We start from the raw sequence: 17,531 nt of genomic DNA on the forward strand, positions 1-17,531 counted from the left end.
GTTATGACAAAATAAAGGCGCTCAATATACCTGAGATAAAGGACAGTTTCACCTTAGCTTTCGCCTTTCATTTATGGTGAAAGGCCGTTAAACTTCGCCTCCCAATGATAATGGAGAGAAACTCAATGAAACGTGTCGTCCTTTACGTCAAAGACAAATGCCCTCACTGCAAAGATGCTCAACGTTATCTGGATTCGAAAAATATTAACTATCGTTTGTGCAATGCTAAGATGCAACGCGGTCGCAAAGAACTTGATGCGCTTGGTGCTCGTTCAGTGCCAGTTTTAAAAATTGGTGATCGGGTAATGATTGGCTGGAACCCAAAGAACTTCGAGAAGATGTACAAAGGCGACTAGTGCTCGGACGATGAATCTGCGCTGCGTTTAAACGTAGCGCTTGATAAAGTCGATAAACGTTCGATCTGCTATTGATAAGTACCCCTGCTTGCGCCAAGCAAGTGCCAGATCCAGCGTCACTGGTGGTTCAAACGGTAAGCCAACAACGCCCGACTCATGTTGAGTCACCAATTCCAGTAACGCGGTAATCGCAAACTCTTGTTTTACAATACTCAAAATCAAAGGCAGTAAGTTGGTCTCGAATGATGACTTCATGGTAAACCCATGCTCCTCACTCACCTGATCCAAAAATTCGCGGTGAAAATAGCCATGCTGAAACATAACCAAATCGTGTTCAAAGAACTCATCAAAAGTAAGAGCGTGTCGCTGGGCTAACTCATGCTCAGGTGAAACAACTGCGACCATTTGGCTAGTAAACAAATGGTCAGTTTCTAGGTCATCAGGCACGTTATCACAACTGATCACACCGATATCGAGTTGACCATTGAGCAGCATACGACGAATCGATTGAGTCCCAGCTTCGACTAAGGTCAATTTTAACTCCGGGAATTGGCTTTTAAACGCCATCACAATTCGTGGAAAGAAATAACTGCCCATCATTGATGGCGTTCCGAGTCGTACTTCTCCTTTCGCTAAACCTTTCAACTCATCAATCGCGAGCTGCGCGTCGTGCAACTGTTGAATCACCCGCTTGGCATGTACATGTAGCGTTTCGCCCTCTTTCGTTAAGCTGATTTTTTTATCATCACGGCGAAATAGGGTAACGCCCAAAGACTGCTCAAACTTTTTGATAGAAATACTTAATGCGGGCTGGGCAATATGCAGGGCTTTCGCCGCATGGGTAATGTTTCCATGTTCAGCGACCGCCAGAAAATGTTTAAGTTGTTTCGATTCCATTAGATCAAAAATATATGGTGTCCATATTTTTAATATATTTTTTTAATTTACAACGAACTGATAGATTGATCACAGTCTCTCCATTTGCTCACATTAGGCAGGATTCATGGTCAGTTTTGGCACACCGGAATACAAACGCATTACGCTCTCGCTAGCGCTTGGTTCCTTCTTGGTTTTTTCAAATTTATACCTACTACAGCCAATGCTGCCCACTTTTGCCCAAATTTTCACGATCTCAGAAACGCAAGTGAACTGGTTATTTGCGGCCTCAACACTCGCTCTCTCTTTTAGCCTCGTCCCGATGGCTGTGTTGTCAGAATCAGTGGGACGAAAGCCAGTCATGATGGCTGGTCTGTTTTCGATTCCTACCCTTTCCGCTTTGATGCTGTTTGGTGACTCATTTCTGTTTTTGGTGGTATGTCGAGCACTGATCGGTGTCGCGCTCGCAGCTTTTGCTGCGGTCGCCGTGGCTTACATGGCAGAAGAGCTCGACAAGCACGCTTTCTCGATGGCAATTGGAACGTACATTGCGGCTAACTCATTAGGCGGTATTGCAGGGCGTATTAGCGGCGGCTTATTGGCGGACAATTTCAGTGTTGATGTCGCCATTGAAGTTATGATGGTGTTCACTCTTCTTGGTGTCATTGGCGTTCACTATTTATTGCCAACACAGCGCAACTTCACCCCGTCATCAAGCAGCTTGCGCCATCAAAATCGTGCGCTTATTGGTCATTTTAAAAACCAACGCGTGTGGTTTGCGATGCTGATAGGAGGACTCAACTTTGCTTTGTTCGTCAACCTTTATTCCGTAATGGGTTTCCGTCTGGTGAGTGAACCTCACAATGTGCCCGTCGGGTTGGCCTCACTGATCTTTATTTGTTACTTGGGAGGGACTTTCTCCTCTCGTTGCGCAGGCCACTGGAGTAAACGTTATTCATCAATCCTCGGTATGTTCTTAGGCGCGATAGTGAGCATGACGGGGATGTGGATTGCGGCGGTTGAAAGCTTGACTGCAATGCTATTTGGGTTGTTACTGATAAGTTTTGGTGCCTTCTTTACTCATACCCTCGCCTACGGTTGGGTCGGTCAGAACGCCACTCGCGCCAAAGCCACCGCAACAGCGCTCTACTTAGTACACTACTACGTAGGCGGTAGCTTAGGAGGATTCTTACTTCTTTATTGTTGGCAGCATGGTGGTTGGTCGAGTGTTCTTATGGGGGGAAGCGCAGTCTACCTAGCGATGTTTGCTGCGATTGCGTATTTGAAACACATTGCCGAAAGAAAGCATACTGACCAAACACCTGACGCTGCGAGTTTAAAGAGTAGCTAAGGTACGCTCATTTGCGTAATACCTCTCTGGTTACTTGGATAACCAACTCTGCTATGCTTGGGCTACTTTAATAAAAACCAGAAAGTCGTATGTCAACGCGTTTAACACAAAACACAGATATCGAAGCGATCACTCAACAGGTCGATCAATGGCTCAACGATGTGGTAATCGGACTCAACCTTTGTCCGTTTGCTGCCAAGCCGCAACGTAATAAACAAATCAAAATCTTTGTTAGTGAAGCGACTCAAGAAGAAACGCTTCTTGAAGATATTTTATTGCAACTGATTGAGCTGAGTAACACAGAGCCCGAACAACTTGAGACCACTTTGGTTGTGGTTCCCAACATGCTACAAGATTTCTGGGACTACAACTTTTGCATAGATTGGGTTGAAGGATTAATTAAGCAGCAAAACTGGGAAGGTATTTTCCAAGTAGCGACTTTCCATCCTGATTACTGTTTTGGCGGCGCAAGGCCTGAAGACGACGAAAACCTGACCAATCGTTCTCCTTACCCGATCTTCCATTTGATTCGCGAAGAGAGTATGGAAAAGGTACTAAAACACTATCCTGATCCTGAGTCAATTCCCGATACGAACATCGCTCGTGTTTCCGCCCTTTCAGAGGAAGAACGTAAAAAGCTGTTCCCTTACCTATTTCGTTAAGCACCACTATTCCCCAAAGGCAGATTTATCACCAGTTAGATGCAATGCCCTTGGGGTTCAAAGTGCGGTTTGGTATCATTGCCGCTTCAATCGATTCAATGGAAATTAGAATGCAACTGTCAAAGCTAACCCAAGAGATTTTTGATCACTTATACCGTGATATCACCGAGTTCCGTAGTACGTTCGACTTACCAGTCGCAGACGCTGCAAGCCTTGATACGCAAGCAGACACACTACACACCTCTTTGGCGATCGAAGAGCTAACAGAGCTAGCAGAAGCAGATTGTAAAACTGAGCAAGCAGATGCCATCGTAGACAGCGTGTATGTATTAATGGGCCGTCTCGTTCATCTTGGCCACAGCAAAGTAGAAGACAACCTGGCGATCAGCTACTTAATCGATCTTCTATTAAACGTTGCAGTAAACCGTGGTATTGAATTTATTCCTTGCTGGGATGAAGTGCACTCAAGCAACATGAGCAAAGTATGCCGTAACGAGCAAGAGTACTCAGAAACAGAGGCATTCTACGCAGAACAAGGCATCAAGTTGATGGCGGTGCAGAAAGGTGAATACATCATCGCGAAATGCGCCGAAGATTTCGTATCGGAAGGTAAAACCATTCGTAAAGGCAAAGTACTCAAATCTGTTTACTACCGCCCAGCAGATCTAAAACCGCTAACTCAGTAAGCGTTGAGTTTGGCTTTCTCGATTAAAAAACGACCTCAAGTAGGTCGTTTTTTTATTGTCCCTAAATACTAATCAAAGATTAAATAAGGTTGCTCATCTACGATGACCTTTTTGACTTGAGTATTGAACACTTCCCCGAGAGCTTCTTCCGTTAGCACAGTATCGGCACTTCCTGATGAGTGCAGCACACCGTTGTCAAGCAGCAATACTTTATCTGCGTGCTTTAATGTGCGATTGAGATCGTGATTAGCAACCAATACTCCAATTCCCTGCGCCGCCATAGCGTTAATCAATTGATAGAGCAGACCCTCTTGCGCAATATCTAACGGTGCTGCTGGCTCATCCAAAATTAAAAACTGCGAAAAAGGATTAATGGTACGCCACACCTGCAAACATACACCTGCTAATCGGACACGCTGCCACTCACCACCGGATAATGTTTGAATACTGCGATGAAGCTTATCTTGCAGTTGTACCAGCTCCACCACCATATTGACGGCATCACGCACTTTGATATCCGCAATCTCAGCGCCACTCGGCAGAGATAGTGCTAGATACTGAAAAACATCGACATTAAATGCAGGGCGTGATTGCTGACACAAATAACCTCGCACATGAGCTTGCTCTGACAACGGTAAAGTAAGCAAGTTTTTGTCGCCAACGTACACTTCACCACTCATACCCTCTCGGTGACTTAACGTACCAGAAATCGCAGCCAATAAAGTACTCTTACCGGAACCATTAGGCCCAACGACATGTACGATTTCGCCAGCTTTGCATTCAAAAGAAAGAGGCAATAATCGACTACCAACCGACATATGTTTAACGTGCATCATGACTCTTCACCAGCATCCAGATGAAAATAGGTGCGCCAATCGATGTTGTCATGACACCTAAAGGTAACTCTGCGGAGTCCAATAACAGTCTTGCGCCGATGTCAGCAAATACAAGCAACGCAGCACCAGATATTGCAGAAAGTGGCAATAAATAACGGTTTTCCGTACCAAAAGCCAAACGCAACAAGTGCGGCACCACCAAACCAACAAAACTGATGATGCCACCCAAAGCGACTGAACTCCCCACCAAAACAGAAATGGCGAGGATCAGTTTCCAACGCATTTGATGTACATCGACTCCCAATTGGGTCGCATGAATCTCACCCAGCATCAATTTATCAAGCGATTTGCCTTTACAACATAACCAGATGAGCACCGGTAACATCACCAAGGTAACGGTATGTTGATACCAACTCGCACCGCCAATACTGCCCATTAACCAATACATCAGTTGGCGTAAACTGAGATCATCACTAAAGTAAAATGCCCAGGTCACAATCGCGCTCGATAAAATACCCAATGCGACCCCAACCAAAAGCAATCGAGCCGTCGTCAGGTGCATTGCCCTTGCTATCGCCACCAAAACAAACGTGAATAACATCGAGCCTGCAATCGCTGCCAACATAAAAACAATCGGGGTAGGAAGAACAGGTGACGCGAACATGATTAAGACCATTGCTAAGCTTGCACCACCAGATATACCAAGCACGCCAGGTTCAGCCAACACGTTCCCAAGCAACACTTGTAACGTCGCGCCAGATACCGCTAACGCAGCACCAATAATTGCCGCAGACACTAACCTCGGTAAACGCAAGTCCACCAATAACTTCTGTTCAAATGCAGATAAGGATTGAAAAGGAGAAAGGAAAATTTCTCCGACCATCAAGTGGATGGCAGAGAGTACAGCGAGCACGATCGACATAACCATCAGGTTACGTTGCCAGCGTCGTTCCTTGTTCAGGATAAGTTGTTGAAAATCCATAGCGGCCGATAAAAACAAACGAGGCTTAACCTTACAGTTAAGCCTCGGTAAATTGCAATTAACTTCTCAAAGCAATGTTGGATTAATCGTAAACCAACTCACCCTCTTCAAAACGGGTTTTCACTTCACAAACCATCAGAGCTGCACGTTGACCTATTGCGACGTGGCGGTTCGGGAAGACAATCGCTTCGTTTTCGTTCTTTGCCATTAATGGTTTGTCGCCATCATGACCAAACACTTCGCCGTGAACAAATGAGGTGAAGTTTTCAACATTGTCGTCGAACATAAAGTCAAAGTCTTCGTTCAAACGAACGATTGTGCGACTTACGCGATACTTAATGCATGGTTTTGGTAGGTGTTCTGGCTTCGTTTCCGCAATCAAATTACGTAAAGACAAATCAAACGCGGTCAGTTTATCGAGGTCATTTTCACCAATACGAGCCACACGTCCAAGCTCCATCGTGAGAGCCTGCGCACCAAAGTTCTCAGCACTGTACCAGCTAAACGTACTCGATGGTGAGTTTGACAGGAGCACAGCTTCAATGTGTGCACTGTCCAAGAAATCGATCAATGCTTTGCTGCGCACAGGATGACGAGTCTTAGGACTTACTGCAAACGTATAGTGCTTCGAGCCTCTAATCGCGCAGTGTAAATCAAGGTGCCAGCGTGTTGTCGGGTCGGTATCCTGATAAAAATCTCGAACAAGCAGCTTAAGTGTATCGGCGATAACAAGCTCTTTTGTCTGTTTGTGTTCTTTTTCGTCAAACAGACGGTTGAGGTTTTCTTCGAGGAATCGCGTGTGCGCCAGAGTGGATTCTGGGTGAGCGATAATGAACAGACAACGGGTATCGACCGTCTGGAACCCAGATTCTATGTCTTGAATAATGGAATCCACCAGCTCCATAGGTGCGGTTTCATCTCCGTGAACCCCACAAGAGATGATGATGTTCTTCGTATCCTGAGTATAATTCGCAGGGATTACTTCTAATACACCACGCTGATAGAGTTTAAGTTTTACACCGTTAGAAAGCACCTGCTCCGCTGGTGCAACATCAATATGAACATCTAACGTGTCAGTTAAAAACGATTGGCGAAAGAGAGACTTCGTCATGCGTTACTCCTTAATAGCACGGCGGATATGTTAATAAATTGTACAAAGGATTTTTGTTGCTGCGATCTCACTTATGAGTAGAAATCACTATTTCCCTCGAAAATCCGATGCCTTTTCGCGCCAGGCACTCAAATCAAGCATTGAGGCGTTTAATTTTCAAACAATTACAAAGTGTTAGGGCTGTGAACTTTACCACAGCCCTGATTAAGATCATTATGATTTGATCAAATTTTTGTAGCTATAAAGCAGATTATGCATCAACCCTGCTAAAAACTTAGCCGCGCTGTGCGAGCAAACGCTCAAACTCATCGACTTTTTCACGCACTAGCTCAACACTCTGCTGCCAAAACGTTGGCTGGGTTAAATCCATCGACAGATGCTTTTCGACGACATCTTCCGCCATCATGCAGCCTGTATCGCGCAGCAAATTGATGTAATCGGTGTAAAACGCTTCGCCTTTGGTTTCTCGCTGTGCATAGATACCCTTGCTAAACAAGAAACCAAATAGGTATGGGTAGTTATAAAAGCTCACGCTATCAATAGAAAAGTGCAGCTTGCTTGCCCAGAAGTACGGATCCGGTTCGCTCATTACGTCGCCATACCATTCTTTCCAAGTTTCTGACATCAACTCACAGAATTCATCTGCGGTTAACTCTCCATCCTGGCGGCGTTCATAAAACGATTTTTCAAACTCGTAGCGAACCGGAATGTTGATCATTAAAGCTAGCGCAGATGACAACTCTTCCCACAACATCTCGAGCTTTTCATCAACGCTCTCAGCTTTCGAAATCAAATGATCACGAACGATGTTTTCTGCAAAGATAGAGGCGGTTTCTGCTAACGTCATTGGGTAGTAAGTTTGGCAAAGTGGCAAATCACGAATAACCCAGTTATGGAACGCATGGCCAAGTTCATGTGCCAGAGTCATAAGGTCTGACCGGCTGCCACTCCAAGTCATAAACACAAGTGGTGTTCGCGTTGCTGGCAGTTTGGTGCAGTATGCGCCAAGACGCTTGTTAGCATTTGGCGCGGCATCAATCCAACCATTTTGTACCATCAAACGGACAAATTCCGACATCTCAGGGTTTACTGTTTCAAATGCTTCACAAATAACCTCAATCGCTTCATCAAAGTCGTAAACCTTCGCTTCACCGCTCAAAGCAGGCATAGCCGCCAGATGATTCCAAGGTTTCATCTCATCCAGACCATGTACTTGCGCCATCAATAAACCTGCTTTCTGACCAATAGCTCGACTGTCTTTGGCTACGGTCATCATCGCATTTAAAGTTTCAGCTTGGATTCGGCTACCATGCAAACTCGGCTCTAGGAAGTGAACTTCACGCTTCGTAGAACGCTTTTTGTTTTCAGTTAAGCGCCATCCTGCTAACGCATTCAAAATCGCAGCGAATGATTCTTGGTGCGTTTGCATTGCATCTTGTACGCCTCGCCACGCGGCTTCTTGACGCTCGAATTCAGAACCATAAAGAATGCTTGCCGCTTGAGAAAACCCAAGCTCTTCACTATTACCATCTGTGTACTCAAGCTTCACTTTCAATGAGCCAGTCAGGTTATCGTATAGGTTACCCCAAGCCGATTTGCCATCCACACTCATCGCAGCCAGTAACTGTTCTTCTGCGTTGCTAAGACGAGTATCCGCCAACTTTCTAGAATTCAAGATAGAAAAAGCTTGCCCACTGATATCAGGATTCTCATGGTCTAACACGCGCAAGATAAACTCTTCGTCGGCATGAGTTAATTTCAAATCAAAGGGACTGAACGCTTGGGAAAGCTCCGAAAAGATGCGGGTCATTTTACCAAGTAACGATTTCGCTTCGGCGTTTGTTGCATCAACAGAAGCATAACAACTCGCAAAATTTGCAACTGTGCCCGCTAAACGACTCGCAGCTTCATTGGTCAAAATCGCATTTTGCATGATCTCTACGTTGCCACAATCTGCTGATTGTTTATTCAAAAGATCAATACATTGTTCTACAAGAGCAATATCGTCTTGAATTCGTGGGTCAGAAAGGTCGTTATAAACGATGGACAAATCCCAACTCGGCGTTGTCATTTCTATATTTCCTTTTTATGTAACTGAGTCAATTTTCGCTTCCTGCACCTAGCAGATGGGCTTCCACTGACATCTTCCGTGACTATGCCCGTAAGCAATATCGTTCTGGGCATTTTAATATTTATAAATTAACGAGTTAAAAGAGGTACGCCAATCGAACGCACCGAGGCGTAAATTTGCTCATCTATGGTAATTGTTAAATGCGTGACAGAAGCGTTTCCTATCGACAACGTCGAATACCACTTTGGGTTACGCCAATCTAACTCCAATACATGAGCAAGAATCATACGAATGACGCCACCATGCGTGACGATAAGTAGATTGTCATTGATATCGTTGATGATTTGAGACCAAACGCGACATATGCGCTCAGAAAATGTGCTTAAGCTCTCAGCATTCGGCAACGTATGTTGTGCTGGCGATTGCCAAAAAGCATCTAGCTTTTTCCACTGCTCAGTGAGCATATCAAAAGGCATACCATCAAAATCACCAAATGCCATCTCTTGTAAAGACTCATCCGTCATTACTGGTAATAATTGCTGTTCAGCAATGATGTTTGCCAGTTCTTGACAGCGTGAAAGCGGAGAAGAAATTATTCCACCCACACCTCGTCCACTCTCGGCCCAAGCCCGAGCAATACTCTCTTGATCAGCAGGCGTAACTTTTACATCTGTTTGGCCATGGAGTCCTGGTGGAGCGTCTACTTTTCCATGACGCACAAGATAGATATTGAGTGTTTTCATTTTGTTCCATCCTACTCTTTAAGAACCAACGGCAAACCAGCAGCAACAAAGGTAACGCGATGGCAAACACTGGCTAGTTTTTGATTCATCCGTCCTGCATTATCCACAAAATAACGACTAACCGCCCCCAAAGGTACAATGCCCATTCCAACCTCGTTAGAGACGAATATTAACGTCGCATCTGAGCCACGTACCACCTGTATAAGCTTTTCAATTTCTGCTTCTAGCTTCTCATTGGAACATTCATCACCTAACTCAAATATCCAATTGTTGAGCCACAAGGTTAAACAGTCGATCAATACAACATCGGTGATAGCGAAATTTGTCAGTAACTCAGATAAATGAAGGGGGCATTCATGCTCTTGCCACTCGCCCCCGCGTTGCTTTTGATGATGCGCTATTCGCTCTCGCATTTCTTGGTCAAATGGCAGCGCGGTTGCAACATAGTGTAATGCTCGCAGAGAAGCGACCGATAATTGCTTAGCTGTTTTTTCTGCCAAATGCGACTTCCCAGAGCGCGCGCCACCGAGTATCAATTGCTTCATGAGGAGTGATACAACCCAATCATAGTGAGATAAATAAGCAGTTCCGACAACTGTTGCGCTGCGCCAAGGCAATCCCCCGTAAAGCCGCCAATTCTCTTGGTTAACCAACGTTTGAACATCAAACGAAATACCACGAGAACAAGCGATATCAAGATCGCATCCGCGAAACCAAGCACAAGCAATGTTACGCCACCAGTAAACAACAAAATGGAGACTTCTAGAGAAGACTGGCGACTTGCTAGCGGTTTACTTTTCGACGTATCACTGTCACTGACATAAGGCATGTCATAAATAAGCGTCGCTGCTAGTGCTCGGCTTGCGGTGTAAGCGACGACAATGACCAACCAAAAGTGCGGCAAGTTAGCCAGTTCACTCCAAAAAACATACTTAGCCAATAACGCCATAATGAGAGTGGCGGCACCATAAGTGCCAATACGACTGTCTTTCATAATAGAGAGGCGTCGCTCTACGGTCATGCCACCGCCAATGCCATCCGCCATATCGGTCAAGCCGTCTTCGTGAAAAGCCCCAGTTAACAATAAGCTAAACACCATCGTTAATACTATGGCAACCGACTCTGGGAAAAAAATTGAGGTGAGCGAGAATACCAAAGCGCAAAGTGCTCCAAGCACGAGACCAACTAACGCGAAGTAACGGCCTGCCTGATTCATGCGTTCTTCACTGTAAGGCAACGCTTGGGGCACGGGTAAGCGGCTAAAAAAACTGGTAGCTAATAGAAATAACTCCCACTGGTATCTTAACGATGACGGCGTGACTTTCTCAGAATTATCAGGGACTGACACTATACTGTAACTCCTGCACTCTCGAAGCTCGCCATTTTGTTGTAAAACTGAGCGGCAGCTTTTAACAAGGGTAAGGCAAGAGCGGCTCCTGTTCCCTCCCCTAGCCGTAAACCAAGGTCGAGCAGAGGTTCTGCTTTAAGATGTTCCAATACAAATTTATGTCCATTTTCTTCAGAGCGATGGGCAAACAACATGTATTCACGCGTTTCTTCGTCTAACAACGTCGCAATATAAGCCGCTACCGATACGATAAACCCATCCACTAAAACTGGAGTTTTAAGCCGCTTGGCTTCTAAAAAAGCGCCCACCATTTGTACGATTTCAAAGCCCCCAACCTGTGCGAGAATCGCTTTGGTATCAAGACCTCGACATCGGTTTACCCCCTGTGCTACCAGTTTATATTTGCGGCTCAACTGCTGTTGATTGATTCCGGTGCCAACGCCAACACAATAATCAATATCTAATGAGCTCAGCGCCGATAACAGTGCTGAGGCCGAACTGGTATTACCGATGCCCATCTCGCCGAACATTAAGAGGTTTGAACCATGCAAAATGGTATGCTCAGCAATCTTCGCACCATATTTTAAACCTAACGCCACTTGTTCTGGGGACATCGCGGATTGTTTAGAAAAATTAGCCGTGCCGTTACCCAACCGTTGTTCAACCAAGTTGGGATGGGATTTAAATTCTGGAACCAGCACATCAATAGGAGCCAACATGCCGCAATCTATTACTTTGAGTTGAATGCCATTAATGTCGCAAAAACAGTTGATGGCTGCGCCGCCAGCGAGAAAGTTAGCCACCATTTGCTGAGTGACTTCGCTTGGCGCAATGCTCACACCCTCCTCTGCAACGCCGTGATCTCCAGCAAATACCAGCATGCTCGGTTTGCAGATAGCGATGGAATCAACTGGCTGAGGTTTATCCTGACTTTGAATAAGAGCTAACTGCAGTGCCACCTTTTCCAATAAGCCTAAAGAACCGACGGGTTTGGTTTTGTTATCTATGCGTGCTTGTATCTCCGCAGCAAAAGAGTCATCCATTTTTTACGTTCCTTTGATGTTGTCTGGGTGAGAGATGTTCTGTTGTTCAAGAGGTCTTGTTCAGCGACAGTTTTTGCGCGCCCCACTATTGTATACACTTGCATCCAATTGGGGCAGCGCTAATCAAGTTTATCTCAGGATAGTCTGCCGAGTTCGCAGAGCGTCTCACCTTTCTTGCACGAGATTATAAGTAACTCGTTGAAATCCGCTACAATAGCTTAGACTATGTTCCCATATAGGAGAAAAGATATGGATAACAACACCTGCGCAATCATCGCCGGTGCAACTGGCTTAGTAGGCTCAAAAGTCATTGCAAACCTCATAAATCAATCAGGTGTTGGAACATTATATTATCTTTCTCGCCGCCCACTCGATGGCGTCCTAGATGTGGACAACAAGCTTATTCCTCTCATTGATGCAGACCTTTCTATCCACCAATGGGATGAGAACCAACCAACACCAACCATCGGCTTTATCTGTTTAGGCACGACCCTTAAGCAAGCAGGCAGTAAGGATAATTTGCGTAGAGTAGATGTTGATCTGGTGTGCAAAGTCGCCCAACAAATGAAAACAATCGGAGTCAAACGCCTTGCGGTTGTTTCTAGCCTCGGTGCAAATAGTAAATCGCCATCCCATTACTTAGCTTGTAAAGGACAAATGGAACAACGAATCGAAGCTATGGATTTTGAGGAAATCGTATTTGTTCGCCCAGGCCCGCTTGTTGGTCAACGTCAAAACCCAAGAATGGACGAGAAGTTAGTACAAACTCTGTTTAAGGTAATTCGCCCACTTATGCTTGGCAAACTGTCCAACTTTTTACCGATTCGAGCAGAAGATGTCGCCAAAGCGATGATTTATCAACTTTTCAGTTATCAAGAAGACTCGGTGGTTTACTTACAAAGGAAAGAAATGCGTGACTTACTGCATCACTACGAATAACCATTTTGTACAATTAACGTGCTAATTCACGCTCTCACGCGACTTAGATCTCGTTTTTATATTCATTTTAGATCTAGCTAATACCCGTTTGTCATTTTTAAAGTTATATCACGAGCGTTATCTTACGCTCCATAAATAAATCCGTATAAAACCCCGTATAAAAAACAACCGCCACTTAGGTTGGTTGATAAGGTCAAATTATGAATTTTGCAGTGATAGCCTCTCTAGCCGTCTTTGTTGGAATATTGTTCTTTCTATTTAATCAACAACAAAAGAAACACACTCTTTCACGTCTCGTTTTGATCGGTCTTGTTACCGGTTCTCTTTTTGGTCTTGCTTTGCAGCTCATTCACGGTGAAGGTAACAGCGCAATTGCTCAAACACTTGAATGGGTAGGCATTGTAGGCAGTGGCTACGTTGGTCTACTGAAAATGGTCATCATGCCACTGGTGTTGGTATCGATGATCTCTGCAGTTGTTAAATTGGAGAAAGGTGGATCATTAGGTAAAATTTCTGGCCTGACCATCTCTGTTCTTCTAGTAACGACTGCAATTGCTGCACTTATCGGTATTTTGGTGACAACGACATTTGGCCTGTCAGCAGAAGGGTTAACTGAAGGTGCGCGTGAAACCGCTCGTATCGCCGTTTTAGAAAGCCGTGCCGGTACAGTAAGTGACTTAACTATTCCTCAAATGCTAGTTAGCTTCATTCCAACCAACCCATTTGCTGATCTAACAGGTGCTCGCTCGACATCAATTATCGCTGTTGTGATTTTCGGCGTGTTAACTGGTATCGCCGCTCGTAAAGTGATGATGGAAAAAGCAGAGTTGGAATCACCGATTCGTACTTTCGTAGAAGCTGCTCAATCTATCGTTATGCGACTAGTGAAGATGATCATGGCCCTAACGCCATACGGCATCGCAGCACTGATGGCAAAAGTGGTAGCGACATCAAGCGCAGGCGACATCCTAAACCTACTTGGCTTTATTGTGGCGTCTTATGTTGCTATCGCACTGATGTTTATTGTTCATGGCGTATTAGTCTCTTTTGTCGGCGTTAGCCCTGCGGAATACTTTAAGAAAATCTGGCCTGTACTGACCTTCGCGTTTACATCTCGTAGCTCAGCAGCAACGATCCCACTAAACGTAGAAGCGCAAATCACCAAGCTTAACGTTCCACCAGCGATTGCAAACCTATCAGCATCGTTTGGTGCCACTATCGGCCAAAACGGCTGTGCGGGTATCTATCCTGCAATGCTGGCAGTGATGGTAGCTCCGACAATGGGTATCAACCCTCTGGATCTTCACTTTATCCTGTCATTGATTGCGATTATCACCATCAGCTCATTTGGTATTGCAGGTGTCGGCGGCGGTGCGACGTTTGCAGCCTTGATTGTTCTTCCTGCAATGGGCTTACCTGTGACCATCGCGGCGCTGCTTATCTCTATTGAACCATTGATTGACATGGCACGTACCGCACTAAACGTTTCAGGTTCAATGACTGCGGGTACAATTGCTAGCCGAGTGCTGAAGTCACCAGAAAGTGAAGCAACATTGGAAGAAACACGAGCATAGAACTCAAATTCCTTCCAAAGCGATAAAACGTAAAATATCAAGCCGATGGTTCGCCATCGGCTTTTTTCATTTTCAAAAATTCAACTTGCATCTTTCGTTGCTAGTCAAGGCGTTGAATGGTCTAATACTGTCATCGGTTTTGTAAACGGTAAGCAGAATGCACCAAGATAATCAGCCCACTTTTTTCTTCTTTGATTATGAGACATGGGGAACCAACCCCGCGAAAGATCGCCCAAGCCAGTTCGCTGGTGTTCGTACAGATGAAAACTTTAATATCATCGGCGAGCCTTTAGTCATGTACTGCCAGCCACCTGCTGATTACCTTCCGTCTCCTGAAGCTGCACTTATTACTGGTATTACTCCGCAAAAAACGGTTCAAGAAGGCCTTTCTGAGCCAGAGTTTATCGCTAAGATTCACGCTGAACTCGCGAAACCAAATACTACCAGTTTAGGCTACAACAGCATTCGCTTTGATGACGAAGTGACCCGTTATACTTGTTATCGCAACTTTATCGATCCATACGCATGGAGTTGGCAAAACGGTAACTCACGTTGGGATTTACTCGATGTACTACGCGCGTGCCATGCCCTTCGCCCAGAAGGCGTAGAATGGCCAGAAAACGAAGATGGCTTCACTAGCTTTAAATTAGAACACTTGTCTGTGGCTAACGGCATAGAACATAGTAACGCGCACGATGCCATGGCAGATGTGGTTGCGACTATCGAAATGGCAAAGAAAGTAAAAGCAGCGCAACCAAAATTGTTTGATTACTTTTTTTCTATGCGCCAAAAGCGCAAGCTCAATGATTTAGTCGACATCGTCAACATGACACCGTTGATGCACGTTTCAGGCATGCTAGGGCGCGAATGTCAGTACACTAGCTGGATTGTGCCTGTTGCTTGGCATCCAACCAATAATAACGCCGTTATCACCATCGATTTAGCGAAAGACCCTCAACCTATTCTTGAGCTATCCGCAGAAGAGCTGCACGAAAGACTCTACACGAAGCGCGAAGATCTTGGTGAATTGCTACCAGTGCCAGTTAAACTAGTTCATTTGAACAAATGCCCTATTCTCGCCCCTGCAAAAACGTTAACGGCTGAAAATGCAGAGTCTATTGGCATTGATCGCCAACAATGTCTCGCCAATCTCGCTTTGTTGCGCCAACATCCTGAAATTAGAGAAAAGCTGATTAGCCTCTTTTCCGTCGAGCGTAAATTCGATAAAAGTGATGACGTCGATACACAGCTTTACGACGGGTTCTTTTCTCCGGCTGATCGCGCAGCTATGGATATCATTCGAGAAACCGACCCGAATAATCTTGCTGCATTAGACATTGAATTTGATGACAAGCGTATTAAACCTCTATTGTTCCGCTATCGTGCGCGTAACTTCCCAGGCACATTAGACGAGCAAGAACAAAGACGCTGGGCACTACACTGTCGAGAAGTGTTTGAAAGCCAAATTGAAGAGTACATGCTGAATTTAGAAAACTTAGTTCACGAACATGAAAGTGACGAAAAGAAGATTGCGATATTAAAATCCGTGTACCGTTATGTAGAGAGCTTAGCTTCCTAACTCCTCCTAATACAAGCGCACCTTATGGTGTGCTTGTTGTTTATATACTGTCAAAATGATTAAAGAACGATTCTTACAACTGATCCAACTGCTCATTTCAATCTTCCTCATCATGGGAGCACTTGGCATCGGAATTACCATTCAAAAGTTCACTGGCGTTTCCGTTCCAGGAAGTGTCATCGGTATGCTCGTACTGTTTTTCTCCATGACTCTTGGGCTTGTAAAAGTCGACTGGGTCAAACCGGGCGCCACGCTATTTATCCGCTATATGATCTTATTGTTCGTTCCTATCAGCGTCGGATTAATGCAGCATTTCGACCTACTACTCGCCAATGCGCTCCCTATCATCGCTAGCGCGGTTGGCGGTTCACTCATTGTACTGGTCAGCCTCGCTTGGCTGCTAGATTACTTGCTACAGGAGAAACACTGATATGTGGTTAGTTGTTACCATTGCGGTTTTTCTTATCGCTCGTCAAATCGCAATCAAAGTGAACAATCCTCTAGCAAACCCTTTGCTGATCAGTATCGCAGTGCTCATTCCTTTGCTTACTTACTTAAATGTGCCATTTGAAACGTATTATGCGGATAACGAAGGAATTAGCTTTTTGCTTCAACCTGCTGTAGTTGCTCTGGCTTATCCACTATATGAACAACTACCACAAATTAAAGCAAACTGGCGAATCATCACTTTCGCTTGCACAGTAGGCAGTGTGATGTCGATGATGACAACCACCTTGATCGCAGTCGCTTTCAAAGCGGATATCAGTTTAATCGCAAGTCTAGTGGGTAAATCCGTCACTACGCCAATAGCAATGGAAATTTCGAGTCACCTCGGTGGTGAAGCTGCCGTTGCGGCGATCTTGGTTCTGATTGTTGGTTTATTGGGCGCGATTTTGGCATACCCAATTTACAACTTAATTGGAATTAAACACCCGATTGCACGTGGCCTAACAATGGGTACCGTGTCTCATGCCTTAGGCACCGCGACATGTGCAGAGAAACAGCCCATTGATGCCGCGTTCTCATCACTCGCATTGGTTTTATGTGGGATCATAACTTCTATTTTGGCTCCAAGTTTTTTTGCTTTGGCGGTCTGGCTATATCAATAGTTAAGCGCTCTCGGTCTGCCCTCCTTCCGGCAGGCCGTAGCCTTTCCGCTTCTTCCTTACCCTTTTCAAAACCCTATCTTATCTATCAACCTCACCCAGTAATATCGTGAAGGGACTTGATCGAGATATACATTCATAGCGTTAGCATTCTAGCTGCTACCACTCGCTCTAGATTACGTAGGTATAAAGTAGCATAGCGGTAAAAGTCGCGTTGGTAACATACTCCTGCTCCTTGGTCATATGAATATATACTGATATGGTTAAT

At 45.0% G+C, this 17,531-nt stretch carries 18 protein-coding genes; 9 read left to right on the forward strand and 9 right to left on the reverse strand.

The window, feature by feature from the left end; genetic code table 11:
* The first annotated feature begins 125 nt into the window (after positions 1 to 125).
* Positions 126 to 356 (forward strand): glutaredoxin family protein, encoded by a 231-nt coding sequence (locus tag R7E51_RS02930; protein ID WP_005377871.1) that lies wholly within the window; start codon positions 126 to 128, stop codon positions 354 to 356.
* A 27-nt stretch (positions 357 to 383) separates the two neighbouring features.
* Here R7E51_RS02930 and R7E51_RS02935 read toward each other — a convergent pair whose 3' ends face one another.
* Positions 384 to 1,253 carry a LysR family transcriptional regulator gene (locus R7E51_RS02935; RefSeq protein WP_206957311.1) on the reverse strand — a complete coding sequence of 290 codons (870 nt, stop codon included), beginning with the start codon at positions 1,251 to 1,253 and terminating at the stop codon, positions 384 to 386.
* Between the two features lie 106 nt (positions 1,254 to 1,359).
* On the opposite strand from R7E51_RS02935, the gene R7E51_RS02940 reads away from it, so the two are divergent.
* From R7E51_RS02940 to R7E51_RS02950, 3 genes are all read left to right on the forward strand, one after another.
* Positions 1,360 to 2,583, forward strand: coding sequence for an MFS transporter (locus tag R7E51_RS02940; protein WP_006741641.1), 1,224 nt, complete (start codon positions 1,360 to 1,362; stop codon positions 2,581 to 2,583).
* An 89-nt stretch (positions 2,584 to 2,672) separates the two neighbouring features.
* Positions 2,673 to 3,245, forward strand: a complete 573-nt coding sequence (locus R7E51_RS02945) for a DUF1415 domain-containing protein (protein ID WP_206957314.1) — start codon at positions 2,673 to 2,675, stop codon at positions 3,243 to 3,245.
* A gap of 110 nt (positions 3,246 to 3,355) precedes the next feature.
* Positions 3,356 to 3,931 carry a nucleoside triphosphate pyrophosphohydrolase family protein gene (locus R7E51_RS02950; protein ID WP_005377875.1) on the forward strand — a complete coding sequence of 192 codons (576 nt, stop codon included), beginning with the start codon at positions 3,356 to 3,358 and terminating at the stop codon, positions 3,929 to 3,931.
* 68 nt (positions 3,932 to 3,999) lie between these two features.
* On the opposite strand, the gene btuD is transcribed toward R7E51_RS02950, so the two are convergent.
* The 8 genes from btuD to cobT all read right to left on the reverse strand — a co-directional run bounded on the left by btuD (position 4,000) and on the right by cobT (position 12,065).
* Positions 4,000 to 4,767, reverse strand: coding sequence for a vitamin B12 ABC transporter ATP-binding protein BtuD (gene btuD, locus R7E51_RS02955; RefSeq protein WP_206957316.1), 768 nt, complete (start codon positions 4,765 to 4,767; stop codon positions 4,000 to 4,002).
* Positions 4,754 to 5,749: a vitamin B12 ABC transporter permease BtuC gene (gene btuC, locus R7E51_RS02960; protein ID WP_025766768.1), complete on the reverse strand. Its 996-nt coding sequence runs from the start codon at positions 5,747 to 5,749 to the stop codon at positions 4,754 to 4,756. The genes btuD and btuC overlap by 14 nt, the downstream gene beginning before the upstream one ends.
* Before the next feature lie 82 nt (positions 5,750 to 5,831).
* Positions 5,832 to 6,860 (reverse strand): succinylglutamate desuccinylase, encoded by a 1,029-nt coding sequence (locus R7E51_RS02965; protein ID WP_005377878.1) that lies wholly within the window; start codon positions 6,858 to 6,860, stop codon positions 5,832 to 5,834.
* Positions 6,861 to 7,134: 274 nt separating this feature from the next.
* Entirely contained in the window at positions 7,135 to 8,931 is a 1,797-nt protein-coding gene (locus R7E51_RS02970; RefSeq protein ID WP_206957318.1) for a M3 family oligoendopeptidase, read from the reverse strand.
* Positions 8,932 to 9,059: 128 nt separating this feature from the next.
* Entirely contained in the window at positions 9,060 to 9,674 is a 615-nt protein-coding gene (gene cobC / locus R7E51_RS02975; RefSeq protein ID WP_206957320.1) for an alpha-ribazole phosphatase, read from the reverse strand.
* Between the two features lie 11 nt (positions 9,675 to 9,685).
* The gene (gene cobU, locus R7E51_RS02980; protein ID WP_206957323.1) at positions 9,686 to 10,219 is read right to left on the reverse strand and encodes a bifunctional adenosylcobinamide kinase/adenosylcobinamide-phosphate guanylyltransferase; all 534 of its coding nucleotides are present in this window, start codon (positions 10,217 to 10,219) and stop codon (positions 9,686 to 9,688) included.
* Positions 10,216 to 11,022, reverse strand: a complete 807-nt coding sequence (locus R7E51_RS02985; RefSeq protein WP_115385892.1) for an adenosylcobinamide-GDP ribazoletransferase — start codon at positions 11,020 to 11,022, stop codon at positions 10,216 to 10,218. The genes cobU and R7E51_RS02985 overlap by 4 nt, the downstream gene beginning before the upstream one ends.
* On the reverse strand, positions 11,022 to 12,065 hold the full coding sequence (gene cobT, locus R7E51_RS02990) for a nicotinate-nucleotide--dimethylbenzimidazole phosphoribosyltransferase (RefSeq protein WP_206957324.1): 1,044 nt from the start codon (positions 12,063 to 12,065) through the stop codon (positions 11,022 to 11,024). The genes R7E51_RS02985 and cobT overlap by 1 nt, the downstream gene beginning before the upstream one ends.
* 249 nt (positions 12,066 to 12,314) lie before the next feature.
* On the opposite strand from cobT, the gene R7E51_RS02995 reads away from it, so the two are divergent.
* The 5 genes from R7E51_RS02995 to R7E51_RS03015 all read left to right on the forward strand — a co-directional run bounded on the left by R7E51_RS02995 (position 12,315) and on the right by R7E51_RS03015 (position 17,266).
* Positions 12,315 to 13,004, forward strand: a complete 690-nt coding sequence (locus tag R7E51_RS02995) for an NAD(P)H-binding protein (protein ID WP_053350419.1) — start codon at positions 12,315 to 12,317, stop codon at positions 13,002 to 13,004.
* 200 nt (positions 13,005 to 13,204) lie between these two features.
* A complete protein-coding gene (locus tag R7E51_RS03000) occupies positions 13,205 to 14,578 on the forward strand; it encodes an L-cystine transporter (protein ID WP_206957326.1) in 1,374 nt (457 codons plus the stop codon).
* A 157-nt stretch (positions 14,579 to 14,735) separates the two neighbouring features.
* A complete protein-coding gene (sbcB, locus tag R7E51_RS03005) occupies positions 14,736 to 16,157 on the forward strand; it encodes an exodeoxyribonuclease I (protein ID WP_085569561.1) in 1,422 nt (473 codons plus the stop codon).
* Positions 16,158 to 16,212: 55 nt separating this feature from the next.
* A complete protein-coding gene (locus R7E51_RS03010; RefSeq protein WP_005377887.1) occupies positions 16,213 to 16,587 on the forward strand; it encodes a CidA/LrgA family protein in 375 nt (124 codons plus the stop codon).
* 1 nt (position 16,588) lies between these two features.
* Positions 16,589 to 17,266, forward strand: a complete 678-nt coding sequence (locus tag R7E51_RS03015; RefSeq protein ID WP_005385454.1) for an LrgB family protein — start codon at positions 16,589 to 16,591, stop codon at positions 17,264 to 17,266.
* The last annotated feature ends 265 nt before the right edge of the window (positions 17,267 to 17,531 follow it).

It is taken from the genome of Vibrio sp. Vb1166 (genome assembly GCF_033338695.1).
GTDB lineage: Bacteria > Pseudomonadota > Gammaproteobacteria > Enterobacterales > Vibrionaceae > Vibrio > Vibrio alginolyticus.

What these genes read in the sequence shown, in the direction of transcription:
- R7E51_RS03000 (WP_206957326.1), top strand. Translation starts at nt 13,205, where the DNA reads ATGAATTTTGCAGTGATAGCCTCTCTAGCCGTCTTTGTTGGAATATTG.
- R7E51_RS02995 (WP_053350419.1), top strand. Translation starts at nt 12,315, where the DNA reads ATGGATAACAACACCTGCGCAATCATCGCCGGTGCAACTGGCTTAGTA.
- R7E51_RS02935 (WP_206957311.1), bottom strand. Translation starts at nt 1,253, where the DNA reads ATGGAATCGAAACAACTTAAACATTTTCTGGCGGTCGCTGAACATGGA.
- btuD (WP_206957316.1), bottom strand. Translation starts at nt 4,767, where the DNA reads ATGATGCACGTTAAACATATGTCGGTTGGTAGTCGATTATTGCCTCTT.
- R7E51_RS02970 (WP_206957318.1), bottom strand. Translation starts at nt 8,931, where the DNA reads ATGACAACGCCGAGTTGGGATTTGTCCATCGTTTATAACGACCTTTCT.
- sbcB (WP_085569561.1), top strand. Translation starts at nt 14,736, where the DNA reads ATGCACCAAGATAATCAGCCCACTTTTTTCTTCTTTGATTATGAGACA.
- cobT (WP_206957324.1), bottom strand. Translation starts at nt 12,065, where the DNA reads ATGGATGACTCTTTTGCTGCGGAGATACAAGCACGCATAGATAACAAA.
- btuC (WP_025766768.1), bottom strand. Translation starts at nt 5,749, where the DNA reads ATGGATTTTCAACAACTTATCCTGAACAAGGAACGACGCTGGCAACGT.
- R7E51_RS02945 (WP_206957314.1), top strand. Translation starts at nt 2,673, where the DNA reads ATGTCAACGCGTTTAACACAAAACACAGATATCGAAGCGATCACTCAA.
- R7E51_RS03015 (WP_005385454.1), top strand. Translation starts at nt 16,589, where the DNA reads ATGTGGTTAGTTGTTACCATTGCGGTTTTTCTTATCGCTCGTCAAATC.
- R7E51_RS02950 (WP_005377875.1), top strand. Translation starts at nt 3,356, where the DNA reads ATGCAACTGTCAAAGCTAACCCAAGAGATTTTTGATCACTTATACCGT.
- R7E51_RS02930 (WP_005377871.1), top strand. Translation starts at nt 126, where the DNA reads ATGAAACGTGTCGTCCTTTACGTCAAAGACAAATGCCCTCACTGCAAA.
- R7E51_RS03010 (WP_005377887.1), top strand. Translation starts at nt 16,213, where the DNA reads ATGATTAAAGAACGATTCTTACAACTGATCCAACTGCTCATTTCAATC.
- R7E51_RS02940 (WP_006741641.1), top strand. Translation starts at nt 1,360, where the DNA reads ATGGTCAGTTTTGGCACACCGGAATACAAACGCATTACGCTCTCGCTA.
- cobU (WP_206957323.1), bottom strand. Translation starts at nt 10,219, where the DNA reads ATGAAGCAATTGATACTCGGTGGCGCGCGCTCTGGGAAGTCGCATTTG.
- cobC (WP_206957320.1), bottom strand. Translation starts at nt 9,674, where the DNA reads ATGAAAACACTCAATATCTATCTTGTGCGTCATGGAAAAGTAGACGCT.
- R7E51_RS02965 (WP_005377878.1), bottom strand. Translation starts at nt 6,860, where the DNA reads ATGACGAAGTCTCTCTTTCGCCAATCGTTTTTAACTGACACGTTAGAT.